Source organism: Synechococcus sp. PCC 6312 (assembly GCF_000316685.1).
Taxonomy (GTDB): Bacteria; Cyanobacteriota; Cyanobacteriia; order Thermosynechococcales; family Thermosynechococcaceae; genus Pseudocalidococcus.
On the sequence record NC_019680.1, the window covers coordinates 1222712 to 1243112 of the forward strand.

Consider the following 20401-nt stretch of genomic DNA (forward strand, 5'->3'; position numbering starts at 1 on the left):
GCCCAAGCAATTGAAGCTGATGAAACCACCGCAATAACATAGATTAATTAGGAACTTCAAATTTTGGGTATTAACTTAAATTAAAGCCACAAAGTAAAACTTTAAATTGTGAAGTCAGACCCCCAGCGGAAAATCGCTGCACCCCAGGTTAAACCCGCCCCAAACCCGGCAGTGGCAATGACATGGCCTGGTTTAATTTTGCCTTTTTCAATAGATTCTGCCAAAGCTAACGGAATCGAAGCCGCCGAAGTGTTGCCGTAGTTGGCTAGGTTGCTAATAACTTTTTCTTTGGGAATTTCTAAGCGTTGGGCGACCGAGTCTAAAATCCGTTGATTCGCTTGATGCAGAACTAACCAATCAATATCTGCCGCTGTCAAATTGGCCCGATGTAGGGTTTTGGTAATCACTTCTGGGACTTGGGTGACGGCAAAGCGATAGACCTCCTGCCCGTTCATGACAATGGGGTGATAGGTTCCCTGGCCAATTTGGGTGTGGGCGAGGGCCTGGGGTTTGGGTTGGTAGGCCAAGGTTAAATGGTGATTGAGCCGGCCGTCACTGCGCAGTTCAAAGCCAAGGAGAGCATTTTCAAGGGTGGGAGCAGCTTCGATGATCATCGCGCCGGCCCCATCGCCAAACAAGATACAGGTGCGCCGATCTTGCCAATCCACCCAACGGGAAAGAATATCCGCGCCAATCACCAATGCTCGTTTGTAGGTTCCGGTTTGGAGATATTGCGAGGCAGTCACCAGACCAAAGATAAACCCGGAACAGGCTGCCGTTAAATCAAAGGCTACAGCATGGGCGGCCCCAATCCGAGCTTGAATGACACTGGCACTGCCAAAGAGATCATCCGGGGTTGAGGTAGCCAAAATGACTAAATCAAGACTAGCTGGATCAATATCAGCTTGAGTGAGGGCAGCTTGGGCCGCGGTGGTGGCCAAGTCAGTCAAGGTTAGATCGGGTGTGGCGATCCGGCGGTTTTCAATGCCTGTCCGAGTTCTAATCCACTCATCTGAGGTTTCCACCAAGGCAGTCAGATCATGATTACTCAGGGAAGTGGGTGGGGCTGCGGCACCAATGCCAATGAAGTTAACGCCAAAAGGCAAATCCACTAATCTCCCTCTCCGACAACACTGGATGCGTGATAACAGGCCTGAATCCGTTGCGAGACTTGATGTTCGACTGCTTCTTGGGCCAGCCGAATGGCATTAAAAATGGACGGGGCCTGGGCACTACCATGACTGATGATGCAAATTCCATCCACCCCCAAGAGCAAACCGCCCCCATGTTCGGCATGATCAATGCGTTGCTTAATATTCCGTAAGTTAGGGCGTAACAAGGCTGTTCCTAAGCGACCCCGCCAGCCTTTGGGTAATTCTTCCCGGAGAATTTGAACTAACACGCCTCCGAGGGATTCGGCAAATTTCAATAAAACATTACCGACAAAACCATCACAAACTACCACATCAAACTGCCCCGACATCACATCCCGCCCTTCCGCATTACCCAAAAAGGAAATCCGGGGATTATCCCGTAACAAGCTGTGGGCCTGGAGGGCAAGGTCATTACCCTTGCTGTCTTCTTCGCCAATATTGAGTAGGCCAACTTTGGGTTCTTCAACGCCTAAAACAAATTGACTATAAATGGAACCCATCAAGGCAAATTGCTCGAGGTAGCGGGGTTTACAGTCAACATTGGCCCCAACATCGAGAATCAAAACCGATTTACTGGGGAGGAGGGTCGGGAACATGGCCCCAATGGCAGGTCGGTCAATCCCGGGTAATTTCCCAAGTCGAAGCAAGGCAGCCGCCATCGCCGCCCCAGAATGCCCGGCAGAAACCACCGCATCGGCTTCCCCTTTCTTCACCAAGGTCATCGCCACATTGATTGAGGCATTGGGTTTGCGGCGCAGGGCAATCAACGGCTCTTCGTGCATTGCCACAACATCAGTAGCAGGGACAATTTTGAGCTTAATCCCGCTTTCATGTTCATCTAAATACCGCTGGATTGGCTCAGGGTCGCCCACCAGGATAATTTCTGCTGCCAATTCTGCTTGGGCCCGAATCGCTCCAGCAACTATTTCGTCGGGGGCATAGTCGCCGCCCATGGCATCTACCACAATCCGTGGACAAGTCATTCCTAAACTCTTGTGACAAAATCCTTCAGAATTTTAGCAGATGAACTTGCCCTCCCTCGCACTTTAGGCGCGCAAATGATGGAAAACCTCGGATCGTTTGGCTCGTTTCCCAGGCCTGGCCAGGGGCCCCTGTTACGGCAAGTTTCTCCAGAAACCCAGGACTTTTGGTTGTCAGAAACGGAATCAACCCTGATTGGGCGGGATCCGCAAAGTTGTCAGGTGGCTCTAGATTCCCAACGCTATGGGGCGGTCTCACGCCATCATGTTTCCTTACGACCCGGCACTGGGGCAACAGAACCTTGGCTCTGGCAAATTGAGGATTTGAACAGTATTAACGGGACATTTTTGAATCACCGCCGCATTACTGCCCCCCATGTGTTGACTCCTGGTGATCGGTTTCGGTTGGGCACAGAGGGGCCGGAGTTTGAGTTTCATTACATTGCTGCAAGCGCAGTCCCCGCCACCCTCAGCCGCCCGCCCGTGAGTACGTTAACCCTGTCCCAATTAATGCCTCTGTTAGCCGCCGGCCAGGATTTAGCTCGCAAGGCTTATCTGATTCCAGGCATGGTGACGGTGTTGGCCGTAATTTTGCTATTTATGACCACTGCTAATGGTGCCCTGTTTAAGGTGGTGTTGGCGGTTTACTTGGGCCTGGCGGGGTATTACTTTATCTATCAACTCTGTGGCAAACCGAAACCAATTTGGGTCTTGGCGGCGGCGGTAATTCTGGAGATTTTATTAATTCGTAGTCCTGTCACCCTTGCCCTGGCCTGGTTTTTTCGGCAGGTGTTACCGGGAACAGTCAATCCAAGTCAGATGAATTTTGGGCAGCAGTTTATTGGTTACTTTTTTGGGGCGGGGTTGATGGAGGAGTTACTCAAAGCAATTCCTGTTTTGATCGCTTGGGGCCTGGGCCGGGTGTTGCGCTCTCCCCGCCGAGAACAAGTTGGGGTTTGGGAACCGTTGGATGGGATTTTATTGGCCACAGCCGCTGCCTTGGGCTTTACGTGGTTAGAGACACTGGGGCAATATGTACCTAATTTAATTGCCCAAACGGGAGATTTAACCGGCTTACAGGTGTTGATTCCGCGGGTCTTAGGGTCGGTGGCCGGACATATGGCCTACAGTGGCTATTTTGGTTACTGCATTGGCTTGGCAGTGCTGTACCCGCGTCAACGCTGGTTTATCCTCGGCCTGGGTTGGTTTGTGGCGGCCTTAATCCATGCCCTCTGGAATACTTCGGCAACCAGTTTTGGCCCCTTGGGTTTAGTCGGGGTGGGCATTTTGGCCTATGCGTTACTAACTGCAACAATTCTTAAAGCGCGTCAACTCTCCCCCACCCGAGCTTTGAACTTTGCGACCCGTTTTTATGACCGTTAACATCTCTCACCCGGTCTGGCGGTATATTCCCCCGATAACGGCGACCGGTTTAACCCAAATGGCCATTGATACCTGGCTTTGGCAACAACAACAACAGGGCGGGATGACATCTTGTTTGCGGTTTTATCAATGGGAGTCGGCGGCAATTTCTTACGGTTATCATCAAAAAGATTTACCTGCCCAGTGGTGCACCTTGGCCTGGGGGGGGAAACCCTTAGAAATAATCAAACGACCCACTGGCGGGCGGGCTGTTTTACACCAGGGCGATTTGACCTATGGGATCGTGACTCGGATGGCAGCACCACGACGACGCTTGGCCTATGAGACCCTCTGCCAGTTTTTGATTACGGGTTGGGGGCGTTTGGGGCTACCCTTGCGCTTAGGGTCTGACCTGGGACATGATCAGCGGACTGTGAACTGTTTTAGTCGTGCAACCACAGCGGATTTAGTTTTGCCATGCCCTCTTTCTGGGGGCTATAAATTAATTGGCAGTGCCCAGGCCTGGAGTGGGTTAACTGTTTTACAACAGGGTTCAATGCGGCTATGGCCCGATCCAAATTTATGGCAACAGGTATTCCAGGCCCCGTTAATCCTGCCTAACTGTCAATTCCCTGATACTGAAATCATTATCTCAACCCTCTGCCAGGCCCTAGAGGATGATTTGGGCATCTCCTTAGTCTCAGAACCCTTAACTCCAGCCGAATGGCAAGCCATTAAAAAGATCCAAAACGACCCACAATTCACCTGCTCAAACTAATACCAAACCCAAACAAACAGGGTTGTTGTCGAATTTTTGTAAGAAAGGCTACAATCAATGAGGTTTTAGCTAGAATATTGCAGAACAATGTTGAAAGCCTCACCGGATTAGGGGTTGACCAGCCTGGGATGTTTTTACATCACGCTAAAGTTCAGGCTAATTCCCACTCTCGGTGAGCTACTTCAACCTTAGTTTTACGACTATCGCCAATTTTAATGTCACTTAGAGAGAAGAGATGAGGACACCAGCATGACCCAGGCCACTGTACTCGAGGCAACCCCGGCGGCCGAAATGGCCCTTGATGCATTACTCATTGAGGCTGACGATGAACTGGATGAAGAGCTTGATGAGTTAGAAGATGATGAAGCCTCCGATGATGGTGAGGGCAAAGCGGGTAAAGCTAAGGGACGGCGGCGGGCCACGGCCAAGAAAAAACACTACACCGAAGATTCCATTCGTCTGTACTTGCAGGAAATTGGCCGGATTCGCCTGCTCCGGGCTGATGAAGAAATTGAACTGGCGCGCAAAATTGCCGACTTGCTGGAACTAGAACGGATTCGCGACCGGATTAGTGAGCAATTGGACTGTGACCCGGACGATTTAGAGCGTCACCCCGAACCCTGGGCTAGTGAAGTCAAGATGACGTTGCCTGCATTTCGGCATCGCTTATTTGTCGGGCGACGGGCCAAAGAAAAAATGGTGCAGTCGAACCTCCGACTTGTGGTCTCCATCGCTAAGAAATATATGAACCGGGGCCTGTCCTTCCAAGATTTGATTCAAGAAGGGAGTTTGGGTTTGATTCGGGCGGCTGAAAAGTTTGATCACGAAAAAGGCTATAAATTCTCGACCTATGCCACTTGGTGGATCCGCCAGGCCATTACCCGCGCCATTGCCGATCAGTCCCGGACAATCCGCCTCCCCGTTCACCTTTACGAAACCATTTCCCGGATCAAGAAAACCACCAAACTCCTCTCCCAGGAAATGGGACGCAAACCTACAGAGGAGGAAATTGCCGAACGGATGGAAATGACCATCGAAAAACTGCGGTTTATTGCCAAGTCGGCCCAACTGCCCATTTCCTTAGAAACCCCCATCGGTAAAGAAGAAGATTCTCGATTGGGGGATTTTATTGAGTCGGATGGGGAAACCCCAGAAGATCAGGTTTCCAAACATTTGCTCCGGGAAGACTTGGAAACAGTTTTATGTACCCTCAGCCCTCGCGAGCGGGATGTTTTGAAACTGCGTTATGGCCTGGACGATGGGCGGATGAAAACTCTCGAAGAAATTGGGCAAATTTTTAATGTGACGCGGGAACGGATTCGCCAAATTGAAGCAAAGGCCCTTCGTAAACTCCGCCACCCCAACCGCAATAGTGTTCTGAAGGAATACATCCGCTAGGTTTTGATAATCTCGCAATGTGGTGATCAAAGCCAGTGATATTGAGTTTTCTAGACTAAGACATTTGAGTTCTGATGAATCCTGATCTGGAAATAATGATCGCAGAATCAATCTTTTCTTGAGCTACGATCTCTTAGTTGTTCCCTGGTTTTGATCGTTGGGAGTTTTATGCAGCCTGAAGACACAGCCATTGCCTATGATGACTTGGCCCATTGGTGGCAAGAGCAGCATCAGCAATCCGAATATGGTCTGGCTCCCTTAAGGCGGGCTATTCAATTGACCCAACCTAGGGGATTGGCGATTGATATTGGTTGTGGCAGTAGTGGACGTTTTATCTCGGTCTTACTCAATTCTGGCTTTACAGTTGAAGGGTTGGATATTTCAGCCCAGATGATTCAATTAGCCCAAGAACTCCATCCAGGCCTGGTGTTTTATTGTCAAAATGTGGCTGACTGGCAACCCACTAAACCTTATAACCTCATCACGGCCTGGGATAGTACGTTTCATTTACCCTTGAATTTGCAAGAGCCGGTTTTAACTAAACTCTGTAATGCCTTAGCTGATCAAGGAATTTTGCTTTTGACCTGTGGCGGTGGGGCCGATGCCAGTGAAATTCGCGGTAGTTTTCAGTCCCAAGATTTTGAGTACAGTACCTTAGGCATTAACCACATCTTAAGAATTATTGATCAGCAGGGTTGCACCTGTTTGCATTTGGAATATGATCAACATCCAGAAAATCATGTTTACCTGATTATCCAGAAGCACGTTGGGTAGGGAAAGATGTCTCTATGTTTTGATCACGCTCTTGGTCAATGACTCATCTGAGTGGGCCTAATCATGGGACTGGAGGGATCGGATGGCTTCCCGAATGATGGTTGCGGGGACTTGATCGTGGATGATTACTTGACCAATGGCCTGGGGCAAAATAAAGCGAACTTGACCATCTTTAACTTTCTTGTCGCTGGTTAACAGGGTTAGAACTATATCCAAATCTAAATCTCCAGGCCAGGCCGTGGGTAACTTAACTTTTTTAACTAACTGCATCTGGCGTGTTTGATTGGTTTCTGTCCACAGGCCCATCCTGACCGCAATTTCCCCCGCCGCTAACATTCCCAGGCCCACCGCTTCCCCATGATTAAACTGGCGATACTGGGTAATACTTTCCAAGGCATGGCCGAGGGTATGACCGTAGTTGAGAATGGCCCGTAATCCCGATTCCCGCTCGTCTTTTGTCACCACATTTACCTTGGCCTGGCAGGAACGGATTAAGATTTCGGCTAAGAGATCTTCACTCACGGCCTGGACACGATCGAGGGCAGTCGCATTTTCGAGCAAGTCAAATAATTCCGCATCCCAGATCACCCCATACTTAATCACCTCTGCCATGGCTGCCCGAAATTCTCGCCGGGGGAGGGTTTGCAAGGTATGGGGATCAATCAGGACTAAACGAGGTTGATGGAAGGCCCCAATTAAATTTTTGCCCTGGGGATGATTAACCCCTGTTTTTCCCCCAATAGCGGCATCTACCATTGCTAATAAACTAGTGGGAACTTGAATCACGCCAATCCCTCGCAACCAAGTCGCCGCCGCAAATCCGGTCATATCCCCAACCACACCGCCCCCCAAGGCGACCAAGGCCGAGCCGCGTTCAAGTCTGTGGGCTAAGGCTGCATCGTAGATTTTCTGGAGGGTTTTCGGGGTTTTGAAGCGTTCCCCCGCCGGAATTAGGCATTTTTCCACATCCGCCCCTGCGTTGACCAAAGAGTCTATAATTTCTGGCCCATAGTGTTGAAAAATTTGCGGATTTGAGACGACCAGGAGCTTTTGACCGGGTTTAATCAGCCCTTGCCCTTGGAGAATTGCCCCTAGGAATGCTTGCCCGCCAGATTGAATCACGACTTTGTAGGCCTGGTTGGGAAGATTGACGGGAATAGATCGAGATAACATCGTTAAACTAGCGTTAGAGTTCATGACTCTAGCATCCCATAGATGGAAATAGGAGTTGAAGGCGATGACAGTTGAGGGCAAGACAATTCATACTTCTCTGGAGGAGCGACTTACCTTAGCAGAAAAGGCCATTACAGAATTGCAAAGGCAAGTGTCAACCTCTGAATCAATCAACTGGCTACAAGAAATTACTGGGTCTTTTAAGGATGAGCCTGAGTTTGAAAAGGTACTTGCTTATGGCCAGGCAGTGCGTCATGGTAATAAATAATTTTGCAAAATCCAAGATGGATAATGAAATGCCTCTTAATCAGCATCTCAAAAATTCAAGAAAGGTCTTTGAAGAAGTTGCATTAAATACTTCATTATTCAAGTTTGATCGTCAAGAAGCTAATGAGCGATAGAGCTTTGAGGTATAAAGATTATAAAGGTTGATCCTTGCCAATTGATGAACTTATGGAATGGAAAACTTGGCCAAGTGTAGAATTTGAGCAACGACAAAGCTTGCCGCCAGAATCAGGAATCTATGTTCTAGTTGATGCTGCTGATAAAGTTTGGTATGTTGGACTTTCAACAAATCTTTGTTCTCGTTGGGAAGGAAGAAAACATCATCGGCATGACCAACTTAAGCGAACAAACACAAGGCGACAGTATCAAATTTATTGGAAAAAAGTACCCACTTATCAACTCAAGGAAAAAGAAACAGAGTATATCCACCAATTTCAGCCATTTCTAAACTTCACTAAAGTTAGAAACTACACAAGACCAAACCTAAGCGCAAATGAGGAATTTACACGTGTATTAAAGATCATTACTGATAAAGCTACAAACTCTCCAAAATATAGATCTGCAGTTTTAGGATATTATAATCAAGTCGAAATCAATGAAAATGATCAACTAAATGAAGCAATATCTATCATAATTATTATAGGATATAGTGATTGTAAAATAATTGAAAAATCGTATCTGAAATCTCAAAAAAGAAAGGGGAGTTTGTTTAGAGATTCATGGTGTGTTAATAAAAGTTATTGTCATAAAGATAAGTTAGCAATAAATCCTCTTAAAATCTACAGCTTTTCCTTAAATCAAGTGCTTTATGAGTTTGTTGCATTCTCATCTATATCAAACTGGCTTGAAATAAATGAAGATAAGCTGACGTTATTTGATATTTGCAATCAACCAATTTTTGCACTAAGGAATCCAACAGATTTACAAGAAGCCTTAACTAAACAACAAGAGGTTTGGGATCTTTTTTATGCCCACTTTAAGCGACGTAGGCAATTAGCCGATGAAGATTACATTGCATATCGAATGTCGGAGTTGAAACCCATTGATCAACTTTCGGGGGTTTGATAGATGACCATTGCATTGATGACTTTGAACCAGGCCAGTGTCATTACCGCCCGCAAAATTACGGCCCAGTTACCCGATGCAAAAATTTATGGATTAGCCAATCGCACCCAGGCCCCGGATATTGCCTATACAGATTTTGGCGAGACGGTTCGGGAGTTATTTCAAGCTGGAGTGCCGATTATTGGGTTTTGTGCGGCGGGGATTTTGATTCGGACATTGGCCCCACTCCTGAGCAATAAATGGCAAGAACCTCCTGTTTTGGCGGTGGCGGAAGATGGGAGTGCGGTTGTGCCGTTGTTGGGGGGCTTAAAGGGGGCCAATCAGTTAGCGCGGCACATTGCCAATATTTTAGACGTTAACGCCGCTATTACCACTACTGGAGATATTCGCTTTCAAACTGCCTTACTTGCACCACCCCCAAGCTATCATCTCGTTAATCCTGAAGATGCCAAAGAATTTTTAGCTGACCTACTTAGTGGAGCTTCAATCAAACTATTAGGAAATGCTCCTTGGTTAACCGACAGTAAAATTTCTTTTTTAGCCGCTGACCAGGCCAGTGATCTTGTTATTGAAATTGCTAACTTAGAAACACCCTTATCTGAACTAAAACCCAGTTCTAAGCAGTTAATTTATCGGTATCACCCGGAAACCGCTGCATCACAACCGGGAAAATTAGTCATTGTTGGCACTGGGCCGGGGGATCTGGCCTGGATGTCGCCTGAAGTGAAAACAGCCTTGCTCGCAGCTACGGATTGGGTCGGCTATAAAACCTATTTGAATTTAGTAGAATCTCTGCGCTTGCCCCAGATTACCCGCCATGAATCTGATAATCGGGTGGAATTGGATCGGGCCGAACTGGCCTTAGATTTAGCGGCAATGGGAAAATCTGTAGCAGTAGTGTCATCGGGAGATCCGGGCATTTTTGCCATGGCGGCGGCGGTGTTTGAAGTCTTGGAGCAACGAGCTAAACCCAGTTGGGAGCAGATTCAAGTTACAGTGTGTCCGGGGATTTCCGCCTTCCAGGCCGCGGCGGCATTAGTGGGTGCGCCCTTGGGTCATGATTTTTGTGTAATTTCGTTATCGGACATTCTCAAACCTTGGGAGATCATTGTCCAGCGAATCATCCATGCCGCCCAGGCCGATTTTGTGATTGCCTTTTATAATCCCGTCTCTTCCCAACGCACCTGGCAGTTAGAAACCGCAAAGGAAATTCTCTTAAGCTATCGAACTCCAGCAACCCCCGTCATTTTAGGGCGGAATTTGGGCCGGCCTGGGCAAACTGTAATCATCCAAACTTTAGAAACCTTAGATATTAATCAAGTGGATATGCGGACAGTGGTATTGGTAGGTTCGAGTCAAACAAAAGTGATGCAGCATAATTCCCGCCAGTGGGTTTATACGCCGCGTTTTTATCCGGGTTACTAAGTTATGAGTTTAATTATTGCGGGTGAACGGAGCGGAGTTGGCAAAACAACCGTCACTCTTGCGCTTTTAGCAGCCTTAGCCCAACAGAACTCTAAAATAATTCAATCTTTCAAAGTTGGCCCCGACTATATCGATCCGATGTTTCATCGCCGCCTGACGGGTCGCCCTTGTCGGAATTTGGATGTAATTTTAACCTCAGAAACTTACGTTCAAGATTGCTTTACCCGCCATACTGCTGCTTGTGATTATGTCGTGATCGAAGGGGTAATGGGCTTATTTGATGGGGCTAGTTCGACTCTGATCAACCCGGTCATACCTTGGGATCGAGGCAGCACGGCTCATATTGCCGATCTATTACAGTTACCCATTCTTTTAGTCGTGAATGCGGCTGGAACCTCTCGCTCGATTGCGGCCCTAGTACATGGCTATCAAACCTATGCCCCTCAGTTAAACATTGCTGGTGTTGTCTTCAACCGAGTTAGTAGTGAACGTCATTTAGAGTTATTGTCAAGAGCTTTAGCGAGTCTGAATATGCCACTGCTGGGGGTGTTTTATCGGCAAGCTGACATCACCATCCCGGATCGCCATTTGGGCCTGGTTCCCACCGATGAACTCCCTGAACTGCCGGCCTTGATTCAGCGTCTCGCCACCTTGGGCCAGGCCAGTTTTGCTTGGGATCAGTTACTCCCCCTTTTAGCCCCACCGATCCTACAGCCGTTAACCTCTAAGCTGGAAATTTCAGCCTTAAAGCAAGAACAATTGACCTCTGAGCTACAACTTTCGAGTTCTGACCCTCAACAATTGACTTCTGAGCTACAACTTTCGAGTTCTGACCCTCAACAATTGACTTCTGAGCTACAACTTTCGAGTTCTGACCCTCAACAATTGACTTCTGAGCTACAACTTTCGAGTTCTGACCCTCAACAATTGACCTCTGAACTACAACTTTCGAGTTCCGAACCGCACCATTGGACTTCTGAACTACAACTTTCGAGTTCTGAACCGCACCATTTGACCTCTGAGCTACAACTTTTGAGTTCTGAACCGCACCATTGGACTTCTGAGCTACAACTTTCGAGTTCTGAACCTCACCATTGGACTTCTGAACTACAACTTTCGAGTTCTGAACCGCACCATTTGACCTCTGAGCTACAACTTTTGAGTTCTGAACCCCAATATCAACCTGAGGCCCTGTGTCGGTTAGCCATTGCCCAAGATGCCGCCTTTAACTTTTACTACGCCGATAACTTGGATATTTTGGAATCTGTGGGCTTTGAACTCGTGGCCTGGAGTCCGTTGGCAGATACGTCCCTTCCCGACAATATTCACGGGCTATATTTGGGCGGTGGGTTCCCCGAAATGTTTGCCGCTGAGTTGAGTGCCAATCAATCCCTCATCCAGCAATTACATCACCTCATTTCCCAAGGCTTGCCAGCCTATGCCGAATGCGGCGGGTTAATGTATCTCTGCCAGGCGATTGTGGACTTTGAGCAACATTCTCATCCAATGCTGGGAATTTTACCCACCACGGCCCAAATGGGAAAACGGCTCACCCTCGGCTATCGGCACGTCCAACCCAATCCAGGCCTGGTTAACGCCCTCATTCCCGATGCTCAGATCATAGTTGGCCATGAATTTCATCGCTCAACCTTAACAACTCGACCGACTCTTCCCCTCTATCACCTGACCCACTATGACGGGAGCAGGCCCCAAACAGAAGGCTGGCAGGTATTCAATGTCTATGCGTCCTATGTCCATTTGCACTTTGGCGGCTGTTTGTCCCTACCAAAATGGTTTTTGAACTTGTGTCAAACCTATTACCTGAAGCAATCATCCAACTGCGGCAATCCTTTTTGATTCTGAACAGCAGAGCCTTGAGGTAACAGGATTTCCAGTATTGAGGAGTTCTATAACCCGGTGGGATTGCTATAGCTTTTCAACGGCTTTCAAACCCTTCTTCGTACTTAAGTCTTGATACCGTGGGATTGTCGGGCAAATAGATAACTTCTATATCTCCGCCTTCCCTTGGTAGACCAAGACTACGCTCTAAAACACCTGTCCGGCAATATTTCTTACCAGTGTTAGGATCAAAAAATTCATACGTTACTATTGTCTGAAAATCTGTTCGATCATCTCGCACGTCTACAACAGTTGCTTGAATAAAACGTCCTTTACGGCGCAGAGTTTTCTCATTGATCCTCGGTATGAGGATAAAAAGGGCAACACAAACAAATAGAAGAGCAACTAGCCCAATCAGGATTACTGTCCCTAGAGGCGCGCCAGTACCCAAAATTAAGATGACCATCCTGGTTTTTCCTGAAACTAAACCAACCACTGAGTACATCCCAATACTACTTTAGAGACCGCTATCTGAGTGCTTTGAGCTAGGCGATTCCAGAGTTGCGGATATGTGTGATCGAGGCTGAAAACAATTGGCTCTATGGATATCCTAAAAACTTCTTGCTCTTGCCCCCAGGCGTGGGATATAGCAATCCTTTTTAATTTCCAAATAGCAGAGCCTTGATGTAGCAGAATTTTTAGCATTGAGGAGTTGTATAACTGGGTGGAATTGCTATATCAGGCATCATTGTGATCAGAAAACGGCAAATCAACGGTAATGGCCTGACCCAGACTGCAATAAACAATGCAAAATCTACCCGATTCGACTGATACTCTGCTGCCTGGCTGGGGCTAGATTGAACTCAAAATGAGTCATGGGCTACTGTTCAGGTGACCGCCCCCCGCTATGGTACAGGGTATTATGAGCTTGTTTTGTGGAGTATCCCGCTGTGTTCCAGGCCTGGCCCCGTCTTGTTTTGAGTGGGATTTTGATCATTTTTCTGGCTATTTCTAGCTGTACTCGCAATGATCAAAGTCTTTCCAAGGTGTTGCAAGTTGGCCTGGAACCCACCTTTGCCCCCTTTGAGTTTCAACCTGGAGGAGGCGAGGTCGTCGGCTTTGATGTCGATTTAATGCGGGCGGTGGGTCAAGCCGTGGGCCTGGCGGTGGAATTCAAAACCATGAACTTTGATGGCCTGATTCCGGCTTTAGCGGTCGGACAAATTCAAGCGGCGGCCTCTGGGATTACGATTACGGCAGATCGGCTTGAGGTGGTGGATTTCTCCCGTCCCTACTTTGAAGCGACCCTTGCGATTGGGGTTTTACCGGCCAACCGTAACCTAAAAACCTTTAAGGACTTAGCCGGTAAACGAATTGCGGTGCAAATTGGCACGGCTTCCGCAGACGAGGCTAAAAAAATCCCCAACGCCAATGTGATTATTTACGACTCCACCGATTTGAGTATCCAATCCCTGATTAGTAAAAATGTCGATGCCATCATTAACGACACACCGACCTTGCTTTACAGCATTGCTCGCGGTGGATTCAGCCAAATTCAAGTCTTTCGGCAAGAAGAAACCAGACAATATTATGGAGTCGCCACCCAACAGCAATCTCCCTACCTAAAACTGATTAACCAAGGCCTGGACAAAATCCTTAAAGATGGTACCTATGACAAAATTTATACCCAGTGGTTCGAGTCCCCGGCTCCAGCCCTCCCAGCATTGGCCCCAGCCCAACAAGAAATGGTTTCCACGCAATCAGGACTGTGGGATAGTCTGAAAATTGCCCTGCGTTCCGTTCCCGCCCTGCTCCAAGGCACTGTGATCACCCTCCAACTCACCACCGCATCCATTGTTTTGGGAATTGCGGGGGGCCTGGTTTTAGCCTTGGTGCGTTTATCTCAAAACAAATGGGGCCTGGGACTGAGTGCCATCTACATTGACTTTTTCCGGGGAACACCCCTGCTCGTCCAAATTTTTATGATCTACTTTGGGATTCCGGGAATTGTCCAAGGCCTGGGCTTAGATTTTAGTCCCGACCGCTTTGTCGCCTCTGTGGCCGCCCTCAGTTTGAATGAAGCCGCCTACATGGCCGAGATTTTACGCAGTGGCCTCCAAGCGGTCGAAAAAGGCCAACAGGAAGCGGCCGAATCCTTGGGGTTTAGTGGTTGGCAAACCTTACGTCATGTGGTCTTTCCCCAGGCCTTTCGGCAAATGGTTCCAGCCCTCGGGAATGAGTTTATTTCGATGCTCAAAAATACCAGTTTGGTGGCGGTGATTGGCTATGAAGAACTGTTTCGGAAAGGTCAGTTAATTGTCGCAGATGAGTATCGGCCCTTTGAAATTTACACCACTGTCGCGATTATTTACTTGATCATGACTGTGATTGCGGCCCGCGGGTTTGATTATTTGGAATACCGGCTCTATCCTGACAAACAGCCCCACAAGATCATCACCTCAGTTAAATAATCGCCGCCTCAGCAATGACCCTTGGCCTGCTCATTTTTACCCGTCACCCTGAACCCGGCCGCAGCAAAACCCGGTTAATTCCGGCCTTAGGAGCCACAGGAGCCGCCCAACTCCATCAAACAATGGCCGAGCATACCCTTCACCAGGCCAGAACCTTTGCCCAAGCCATCCCTGAACCTCTGGAAATTATGGTTTGGTTTACCGGGGGAGACTTAGCTCTGATGCAGACTTGGTTAGGAACCGGAATCAACTATCAAACACAACCAGAAGGAGACTTGGGAGCGCGATTGCTCTATGCCTTGGGCCACCACTTTCAAACCACTGACCACCCTGCCTTCGTGATCGGGACGGACTGCCCAGAATTAACCGTTCCCATCCTCACCCAGGCCCAAGCGGCATTAACCAATCATGATCTCGTCATTGGCCCAGCCCAAGATGGCGGCTATTACTTAATTGGCCTGAAAAAGCTCATTCCAGAATTATTTCAAAACATGGCCTGGGGTAGCGATCAAGTCCTGAGAAAATCCCTCACCATTGCCCAAGATTTAGGATTATCCACCGCTCTGTTACCCGAATTAACCGACATTGATCGCCCCGCAGATTTACGCCATTTACACCAGGCCAGATTTGGAGATTGGCTTCCTCCGCAATCCGTATAGAAACTGAGATAATAAGCTTTAAAGAAATATCGGAAATTCTTGAGCGGAGATGCCATGAGTGAATTACTTGAGCAGGCGATAGCTAAATTACAAACCCTGCCTGAAAGTGAGCAAAATGCAGTCGCAACAATAATTTTGGCGGAAATTGAGGATGAATAGCGGTGGGATGAAGCATTTTCTCGCTCCCCAGATACCCTTGCAAAACTCGCAGCCTCAGCAATGCTCGAGTATCATGCCGGTCAAACCCAAGAACTAGATCCAGAAACCTTGTGAAGTCACGCACTACTGCCCAGTTTTGGAAACTATTTGCTGATTTACCGCCACATATTCAACAACAAGCTCTTGCCACCTATCTTCAGTTTCAGAAAGATGCGAGCTATCCAAGTCTGCGATTTAAGAAAGTTCATCCTAACCTCGCCATTTATTCTGTCCGGATCACCAAAGACTATCGAGCAGTTGGAGAGTTAGCGGGAGATAGAGTGATTCGGTTTTGGGTAGGTACTCATGCAGACTACAACAGGTTATTGGGGTAAGTAAAAATGAGGCCCGCTTGTATCGTTAGAAATTACTAAAACAAGGTAGGAAAAAGCTTTAAGAGGCAACGTAGCTCAAATAAATGCCCCCCGTGTAGTCTGAATAACCGAGATATTTTTCCGGCTTGTGGTTAAATTGTGGGCAACATTGCCGCCGATTGCGAGACTCCCAGCCATGCCGTTGCCGTTCATCCAGGCCGATGCCATTTTATGGGGATTAGCCTTCATTGTTGGGCTGTACTTGGGGGGGGCGCCTTGGGGGTGGATCATTGCATTAGTCCTCGGACTTCTGATCAGTGTTTGTCGTAACCAGGCCCCGATTTGGCCGAAATTTTGGCGGAGTTTGCCCCCAGGCCGGAGTTGGTTAATTGCCACCGGAATCACCTTATTAGCCATGGCCTATCTATTTTTACGAACCCCTAACCCTGGGGCGACAGATATTAGTCGGGTCGTGACTCGGCTAACGGCCATGGGGGCTGAACCCACAGTCATGGTTGAAGGTCATGTGGAAACCTATCCGCTCCTGAATCGGGCCGGGAAATATCGCTTTTTTATGGGGGTCAAACGCTATCAACATCTTCCACGGGATGGAGGAGAACCAATGCTCCAGGGCCAGGCCAGTGGGCGGTTATACGTCACCGTGCCAGAGGAGGCGGGTCAAGACATTCGGCCAGGCCAAACCGTTGCTATCACGGGATTTCTTTATCAACCCAAAGCGGGCGGGAATGCCTTTTATCGGGCCTTTAACTTTCAACGGCAATTACAACTGGAACGTACCTTTGCCGGGTTGGCTGGCCGGGATGCAAAAATTCTCAAACCGGGTTCACCCTGGGGCCTGTGGGCTTTACGAGAGCGGATCTTCACGGCTCAAGGGGAAAAGCTGGGGCCAGAATTGGGACCACTTTTGAGTGCCATGTTACTGGGCAGTCGGGCCGTTGGGGTTCCGGCGTTTATTGGAGATGCTTTCCGGCGGGTGGGCCTATCCCATGCCATGGCAGCCTCAGGGTTTCAGACCTCCATCATCCTGGGGTTAGTCATGGTGCTGGCCCGACCCTTGCCCAAAAGTCGCCAGTTACAAATCGGTGGGGCGGCCCTGATTGTCTTTGCTGGTCTGAGTGGGTTTGCTCCCTCGGTCATGCGAGCCGTGCTGATGGGATTAGCAGGCCTGGTCGCCTTAGCTGGGGATAGTAAAAACCAACCTGCTGCCTTACTCTTAGCCATTGCCGTGATCATGCTCCTTGTCAATCCCCTCTGGAGTGAAGATTTAGGCTTTCAGCTCAGTTTTTTGGCCACCTTGGGCTTGATTGTCTCCGCTGCGGCCATTGAAGCAAGGCTCAGTTGGCTCCCCGGCCCGCTGGCAAATTTAACCGCAATTCCCTTAGCCGCCAATATTTGGATATTTCCCTTAGCCCTGGCTATCTTTGGGGTCTTTCCCACCTATGGCCTGATTGTGAATGTGATTACGACCTTTTTGCTGTCCCTGATGACGGTGGGCAGTTTTATCAGTGGCCTGGGTGCCGTAATTTGGCCAACCTTGGGGGCACTCTTGGCCTGGGTCATGTATTATCCCACGCTAATTTTGCTCTGGCTTGTAAACTTCTTTGGCAGCTTACCCTATAGTCTTTTGGCCTTAGGAGCCTTGGGCTGGACGCAAGTCTTTGCTCTCTATGGGTTAATCCTTCTGGTCTGGCTGCATCCCTGGTGGCAACGGCGGTGGATATTAGCCCTCGGTACTGGCCTGGGCCTGGTAATCGTCCCATTTTTACTATTACAAACCAATACGTTTCGGGTCACGGTTCTCGATAGCACCCAAACCCCAATCATGGTGATCCAGCAACCTGGCGGCAATGTCGTGATCAATAGTGGGGACCTCAAAAACGCCGGGACATCCCTGGGATCTTTTCTGGCGGCACAAGGGATTAACCAAATTCATTGGGCTATTGCCACGACCCGTCAAAGTCGAGATCAAGGCGGTTGGGCTGATTTAGCCAAAGTAACCCCCATCACCCGCATCAGTGAAATTCCCACGGCCAGCAGTGATGAGGACTATCGGGAAATGGTCAGTAAACTACCCAGTGACAAACAGCCGCTCCGTTTGGATCAAGAAGCTCAACTGGGGGATGTGGCTCTCAAGTTGCTGCGGGCTGATCCGGCTGTGATCCAAATGACGATTAAAGGCAAGAAATGGCTGTTTATTAGTGAACCACCCCGATCCTTGGGACAATCTATTTGGTTACGGTCGGCAAATTTACCCAGGCCAGATGTCCTGTGGTGGTGGGGGCGTAAGTTTGATCCCAATCTCCTAGACATTCTCCAACCCCAGGCCCTCGTTTTAACCACTGCCCAACTCCCACCGGCTGTGCAAGATCAACTGAAATCCCGCCGTATTTCTTATTATTGGGCTGGTCAAGATGGGGCCGTTCAGTGGCAACCCAGTGGGCGATTTTTACCCAACCAAAATACTGGGGAGAGTGGCTTATAGAACCCATTTGGGGTCAACCTGTGTGTTGCTACTTGTCGTCAGAGGAGTTGAACAAAACAAAGATTTAGCTTAGCCAGATCATGATCGGGAGTTTTCAACACCTCCGATAGACTACGTCAACATAAGTTCTTGGCTAAACTGTGTGGTGATTTTCACATGGACTCTAGCCCTATGTGGCAAATTTCTGAAGATTTAGCCGAAATTAGCCCTGCCAGACAAACACTTTGGCTTCGTATTCTGCCAAGTCAATCATCATGTTGTCGGCCCCAGACTCAACATCATAATCGCCTGTCCATTCGTGCCAGGTTCCATTGGCTGGGAAGTGAGGAACGGTATAGCCAGCCCAGAAGTTACCCGAAAAATTAGCAACAACAACAACCCGTGAGCCTTCCTCATTCCAGCGCGTGTAAGCAAGCACTTGTGAGTTAGGATCTTCGTGAAAAAAGTCAATATTTTCCACATACAAAGCCTGATTGTTTTTCCGCAGATGAATCAGCCCTTTATAGTATTCAAACAATTCCCCATTTAGATCATTATCTAACAGTGCCCATTCAACTTTTGCTTGCTCTTGGGTGTTATGTTTATACTCACCAAATTCTTCTCCCATCCAAATCAAGGGCACACCCACCGCCGTCATCAGGATCGCCGCACCCAACTTCGCTCGCTTAAAGGCTTCATCATTAAAGATATTTCGATTGCCCAATTCTGCCAGGATATGATTGTGGTCGTGATTGGTTAGATAATTAACAACATTAGTTGTCCCCATAAACCCTTTTCGCTTGCAGTCAATCACATCCTTAAGCTGTTCGATATCAAACATATCGCCGCAGATGTGGCCGGTAATTACAGAACGAAAACTATCGTGCCAGCACCCATCCATCGGGCCATCGACATTTGTGATACTAGTTGTCTCTGGAATATGTTCGGCAATGTTATAAAATGGCTTAACTCCGGCTGTTTTTTTAGTTTCGGCAACGATCCAATGCATAAAGTCATAATTAGCAATTTGCCGGGCTGCATCGTAGCGAATGCCATCCACATGATATTCTTCAATCCAATAGCGAACAACATCACCAATGAATGTCCAGGCCGGTTTAACATCTAGGTTTTCATCATAAAAGTCATAATTAAATTCTGGCCCCCAGTTGTTATCAGGATCCCGGGGAGAATGATGGTACCAGTAATCATGGTCAATTTGTGTCAGGGGACTAGACGATTCTGAGTGATTGTAAATCCCATCCATGATGACCCGAATCCCGCGGGCGTGACATTCATCAATCAGATTTTTTAACTCGTCCGTTGAGCCGTAACTTGATTCTGCAGCAAAAAAGTAACGCGGGTTATACCCCCAGCTATAATCCCCCGGATATTCTTTGAGCGGCATCAGTTCAATGGCATTAATACCCAGGTCAGCAAGAAAATCTAACTTTTCGACAACGTGTTTATATTTACCGCGCACATAGCGGTCTGGTTCGCCCCCAGAAAAGTCAGCCACGTGCAGTTCATAAATGACTAACTCGCGATCGCTGGGCAAGGGTTTATCGTCATGTTTCCAAATGTAGGTATCAACAATTTTTTTGCCATTTTTGATTTGGACAACCCCATTTTGAGTCGAATTATCAATATCTGTGGCATAGGGGTCAACAACCTCTAACCATTGATCCGGCTCGACAAACCAGCTTTTTGACTGAACCCGGAATTTATAGTGATAGGTGCCATCCTCCAGCTCAACTTGAGCGCGGAAATAGCCATCTTCTCCTTGTTGCATTGGAATATCTTCCCAGGCCGAGAATGACCCAATCAAGGCGACTGCTTTGTTGTAGGGGGCAAATAATTGAAATTCAATCGGGTGTGTCATAAAGTCCCCTATGGTAAAAAGCATTGATTGGAATCAATATTGACCTGCGATCTAAAACCTTTTTCAAACTTGGGAAATGTAGGGGAATAAGGCACACTGCATCCGTCAATTCTATCGTCTCTCGATTCGTTGGTGATTGCTGAGAAAATTGTGGGGGCTTCAACG

At 48.1% G+C, this 20401-nt stretch carries 17 protein-coding genes; 12 read left to right on the forward strand and 5 right to left on the reverse strand.

Annotation, left to right across the window (positions count from 1 at the left end; genetic code table 11):
- Positions 1 to 101 precede the first annotated feature (101 nt).
- Together SYN6312_RS06075 and plsX are read right to left on the reverse strand one after the other, a co-directional pair.
- On the reverse strand, positions 102 to 1112 hold the full coding sequence (locus SYN6312_RS06075) for a beta-ketoacyl-ACP synthase 3 (protein ID WP_015123983.1): 1011 nt from the start codon (positions 1110 to 1112) through the stop codon (positions 102 to 104).
- Positions 1112 to 2137 (reverse strand): phosphate acyltransferase PlsX, encoded by a 1026-nt coding sequence (gene plsX, locus SYN6312_RS06080; RefSeq protein WP_015123984.1) that lies wholly within the window; start codon positions 2135 to 2137, stop codon positions 1112 to 1114. The genes SYN6312_RS06075 and plsX overlap by 1 nt, the downstream gene beginning before the upstream one ends.
- 12 nt (positions 2138 to 2149) lie before the next feature.
- Here plsX and SYN6312_RS06085 point away from each other — a divergent pair, with 12 nt between their 5' ends.
- The 4 genes from SYN6312_RS06085 to SYN6312_RS06100 all read left to right on the forward strand — a co-directional run bounded on the left by SYN6312_RS06085 (position 2150) and on the right by SYN6312_RS06100 (position 6446).
- Positions 2150 to 3517 (forward strand): PrsW family glutamic-type intramembrane protease, encoded by a 1368-nt coding sequence (locus SYN6312_RS06085; RefSeq protein ID WP_253276425.1) that lies wholly within the window; start codon positions 2150 to 2152, stop codon positions 3515 to 3517.
- Entirely contained in the window at positions 3507 to 4274 is a 768-nt protein-coding gene (locus SYN6312_RS06090) for a lipoate--protein ligase A (RefSeq protein WP_015123986.1), read from the forward strand. Before SYN6312_RS06085 ends, SYN6312_RS06090 begins: the two co-directional genes overlap by 11 nt.
- 249 nt (positions 4275 to 4523) lie before the next feature.
- Positions 4524 to 5672 carry an RNA polymerase sigma factor RpoD gene (gene rpoD, locus SYN6312_RS06095; protein ID WP_015123987.1) on the forward strand — a complete coding sequence of 383 codons (1149 nt, stop codon included), beginning with the start codon at positions 4524 to 4526 and terminating at the stop codon, positions 5670 to 5672.
- Positions 5673 to 5840: 168 nt separating this feature from the next.
- Positions 5841 to 6446, forward strand: a complete 606-nt coding sequence (locus SYN6312_RS06100; RefSeq protein WP_015123988.1) for a trans-aconitate 2-methyltransferase — start codon at positions 5841 to 5843, stop codon at positions 6444 to 6446.
- A 57-nt stretch (positions 6447 to 6503) separates the two neighbouring features.
- On the opposite strand, the gene aroB is transcribed toward SYN6312_RS06100, so the two are convergent.
- Positions 6504 to 7619, reverse strand: a complete 1116-nt coding sequence (aroB, locus tag SYN6312_RS06105) for a 3-dehydroquinate synthase (protein WP_015123989.1) — start codon at positions 7617 to 7619, stop codon at positions 6504 to 6506.
- A 64-nt stretch (positions 7620 to 7683) separates the two neighbouring features.
- Between aroB and SYN6312_RS06110 the strand changes: the two genes are divergently transcribed.
- The 4 genes from SYN6312_RS06110 (at position 7684) to SYN6312_RS18250 (ending at position 12251) form a co-directional block, all read left to right on the forward strand.
- Complete coding sequence (locus SYN6312_RS06110; protein WP_015123990.1) at positions 7684 to 7887, forward strand: hypothetical protein; 204 nt, start codon at positions 7684 to 7686, stop codon at positions 7885 to 7887.
- 167 nt (positions 7888 to 8054) lie between these two features.
- The gene (locus tag SYN6312_RS18245; protein ID WP_156804746.1) at positions 8055 to 8969 is read left to right on the forward strand and encodes a GIY-YIG nuclease family protein; all 915 of its coding nucleotides are present in this window, start codon (positions 8055 to 8057) and stop codon (positions 8967 to 8969) included.
- Between the two features lie 3 nt (positions 8970 to 8972).
- Positions 8973 to 10394 carry a precorrin-3B C(17)-methyltransferase gene (gene cobJ / locus SYN6312_RS06120; protein ID WP_015123993.1) on the forward strand — a complete coding sequence of 474 codons (1422 nt, stop codon included), beginning with the start codon at positions 8973 to 8975 and terminating at the stop codon, positions 10392 to 10394.
- A 3-nt stretch (positions 10395 to 10397) separates the two neighbouring features.
- Positions 10398 to 12251, forward strand: coding sequence for a cobyrinate a,c-diamide synthase (locus SYN6312_RS18250; protein ID WP_015123994.1), 1854 nt, complete (start codon positions 10398 to 10400; stop codon positions 12249 to 12251).
- Between the two features lie 79 nt (positions 12252 to 12330).
- On the opposite strand, the gene SYN6312_RS06130 is transcribed toward SYN6312_RS18250, so the two are convergent.
- Positions 12331 to 12699: a DUF3592 domain-containing protein gene (locus SYN6312_RS06130; RefSeq protein ID WP_015123995.1), complete on the reverse strand. Its 369-nt coding sequence runs from the start codon at positions 12697 to 12699 to the stop codon at positions 12331 to 12333.
- 469 nt (positions 12700 to 13168) lie between these two features.
- On the opposite strand from SYN6312_RS06130, the gene SYN6312_RS06135 reads away from it, so the two are divergent.
- The 4 genes from SYN6312_RS06135 (at position 13169) to SYN6312_RS06155 (ending at position 18378) form a co-directional block, all read left to right on the forward strand.
- Entirely contained in the window at positions 13169 to 14704 is a 1536-nt protein-coding gene (locus tag SYN6312_RS06135) for an ABC transporter permease subunit (protein ID WP_216594186.1), read from the forward strand.
- Positions 14705 to 14718: 14 nt separating this feature from the next.
- Positions 14719 to 15363, forward strand: coding sequence for a TIGR04282 family arsenosugar biosynthesis glycosyltransferase (locus SYN6312_RS06140; RefSeq protein WP_015123997.1), 645 nt, complete (start codon positions 14719 to 14721; stop codon positions 15361 to 15363).
- Positions 15364 to 15632: 269 nt separating this feature from the next.
- Positions 15633 to 15896, forward strand: coding sequence for a hypothetical protein (locus SYN6312_RS06150; protein ID WP_015123998.1), 264 nt, complete (start codon positions 15633 to 15635; stop codon positions 15894 to 15896).
- A gap of 127 nt (positions 15897 to 16023) precedes the next feature.
- Entirely contained in the window at positions 16024 to 18378 is a 2355-nt protein-coding gene (locus tag SYN6312_RS06155) for a ComEC/Rec2 family competence protein (RefSeq protein WP_253276426.1), read from the forward strand.
- 202 nt (positions 18379 to 18580) lie between these two features.
- Here SYN6312_RS06155 and SYN6312_RS06160 read toward each other — a convergent pair whose 3' ends face one another.
- A complete protein-coding gene (locus tag SYN6312_RS06160) occupies positions 18581 to 20236 on the reverse strand; it encodes an alpha-amylase family glycosyl hydrolase (RefSeq protein ID WP_015124000.1) in 1656 nt (551 codons plus the stop codon).
- Between the last annotated feature and the right edge of the window lie 165 nt (positions 20237 to 20401).

Bases quoted from the DNA above. Each gene is read 5' to 3' on its own strand.
- plsX (WP_015123984.1), bottom strand. From the start codon at position 2,137: ATGACTTGTCCACGGATTGTGGTAGATGCCATGGGCGGCGACTATGCC.
- SYN6312_RS06090 (WP_015123986.1), top strand. From the start codon at position 3,507: ATGACCGTTAACATCTCTCACCCGGTCTGGCGGTATATTCCCCCGATA.
- rpoD (WP_015123987.1), top strand. From the start codon at position 4,524: ATGACCCAGGCCACTGTACTCGAGGCAACCCCGGCGGCCGAAATGGCC.
- SYN6312_RS06100 (WP_015123988.1), top strand. From the start codon at position 5,841: ATGCAGCCTGAAGACACAGCCATTGCCTATGATGACTTGGCCCATTGG.
- aroB (WP_015123989.1), bottom strand. From the start codon at position 7,619: ATGTTATCTCGATCTATTCCCGTCAATCTTCCCAACCAGGCCTACAAA.
- SYN6312_RS06110 (WP_015123990.1), top strand. From the start codon at position 7,684: ATGACAGTTGAGGGCAAGACAATTCATACTTCTCTGGAGGAGCGACTT.
- cobJ (WP_015123993.1), top strand. From the start codon at position 8,973: ATGACCATTGCATTGATGACTTTGAACCAGGCCAGTGTCATTACCGCC.
- SYN6312_RS18250 (WP_015123994.1), top strand. From the start codon at position 10,398: ATGAGTTTAATTATTGCGGGTGAACGGAGCGGAGTTGGCAAAACAACC.
- SYN6312_RS06130 (WP_015123995.1), bottom strand. From the start codon at position 12,699: ATGGTCATCTTAATTTTGGGTACTGGCGCGCCTCTAGGGACAGTAATC.
- SYN6312_RS06140 (WP_015123997.1), top strand. From the start codon at position 14,719: ATGACCCTTGGCCTGCTCATTTTTACCCGTCACCCTGAACCCGGCCGC.
- SYN6312_RS06160 (WP_015124000.1), bottom strand. From the start codon at position 20,236: ATGACACACCCGATTGAATTTCAATTATTTGCCCCCTACAACAAAGCA.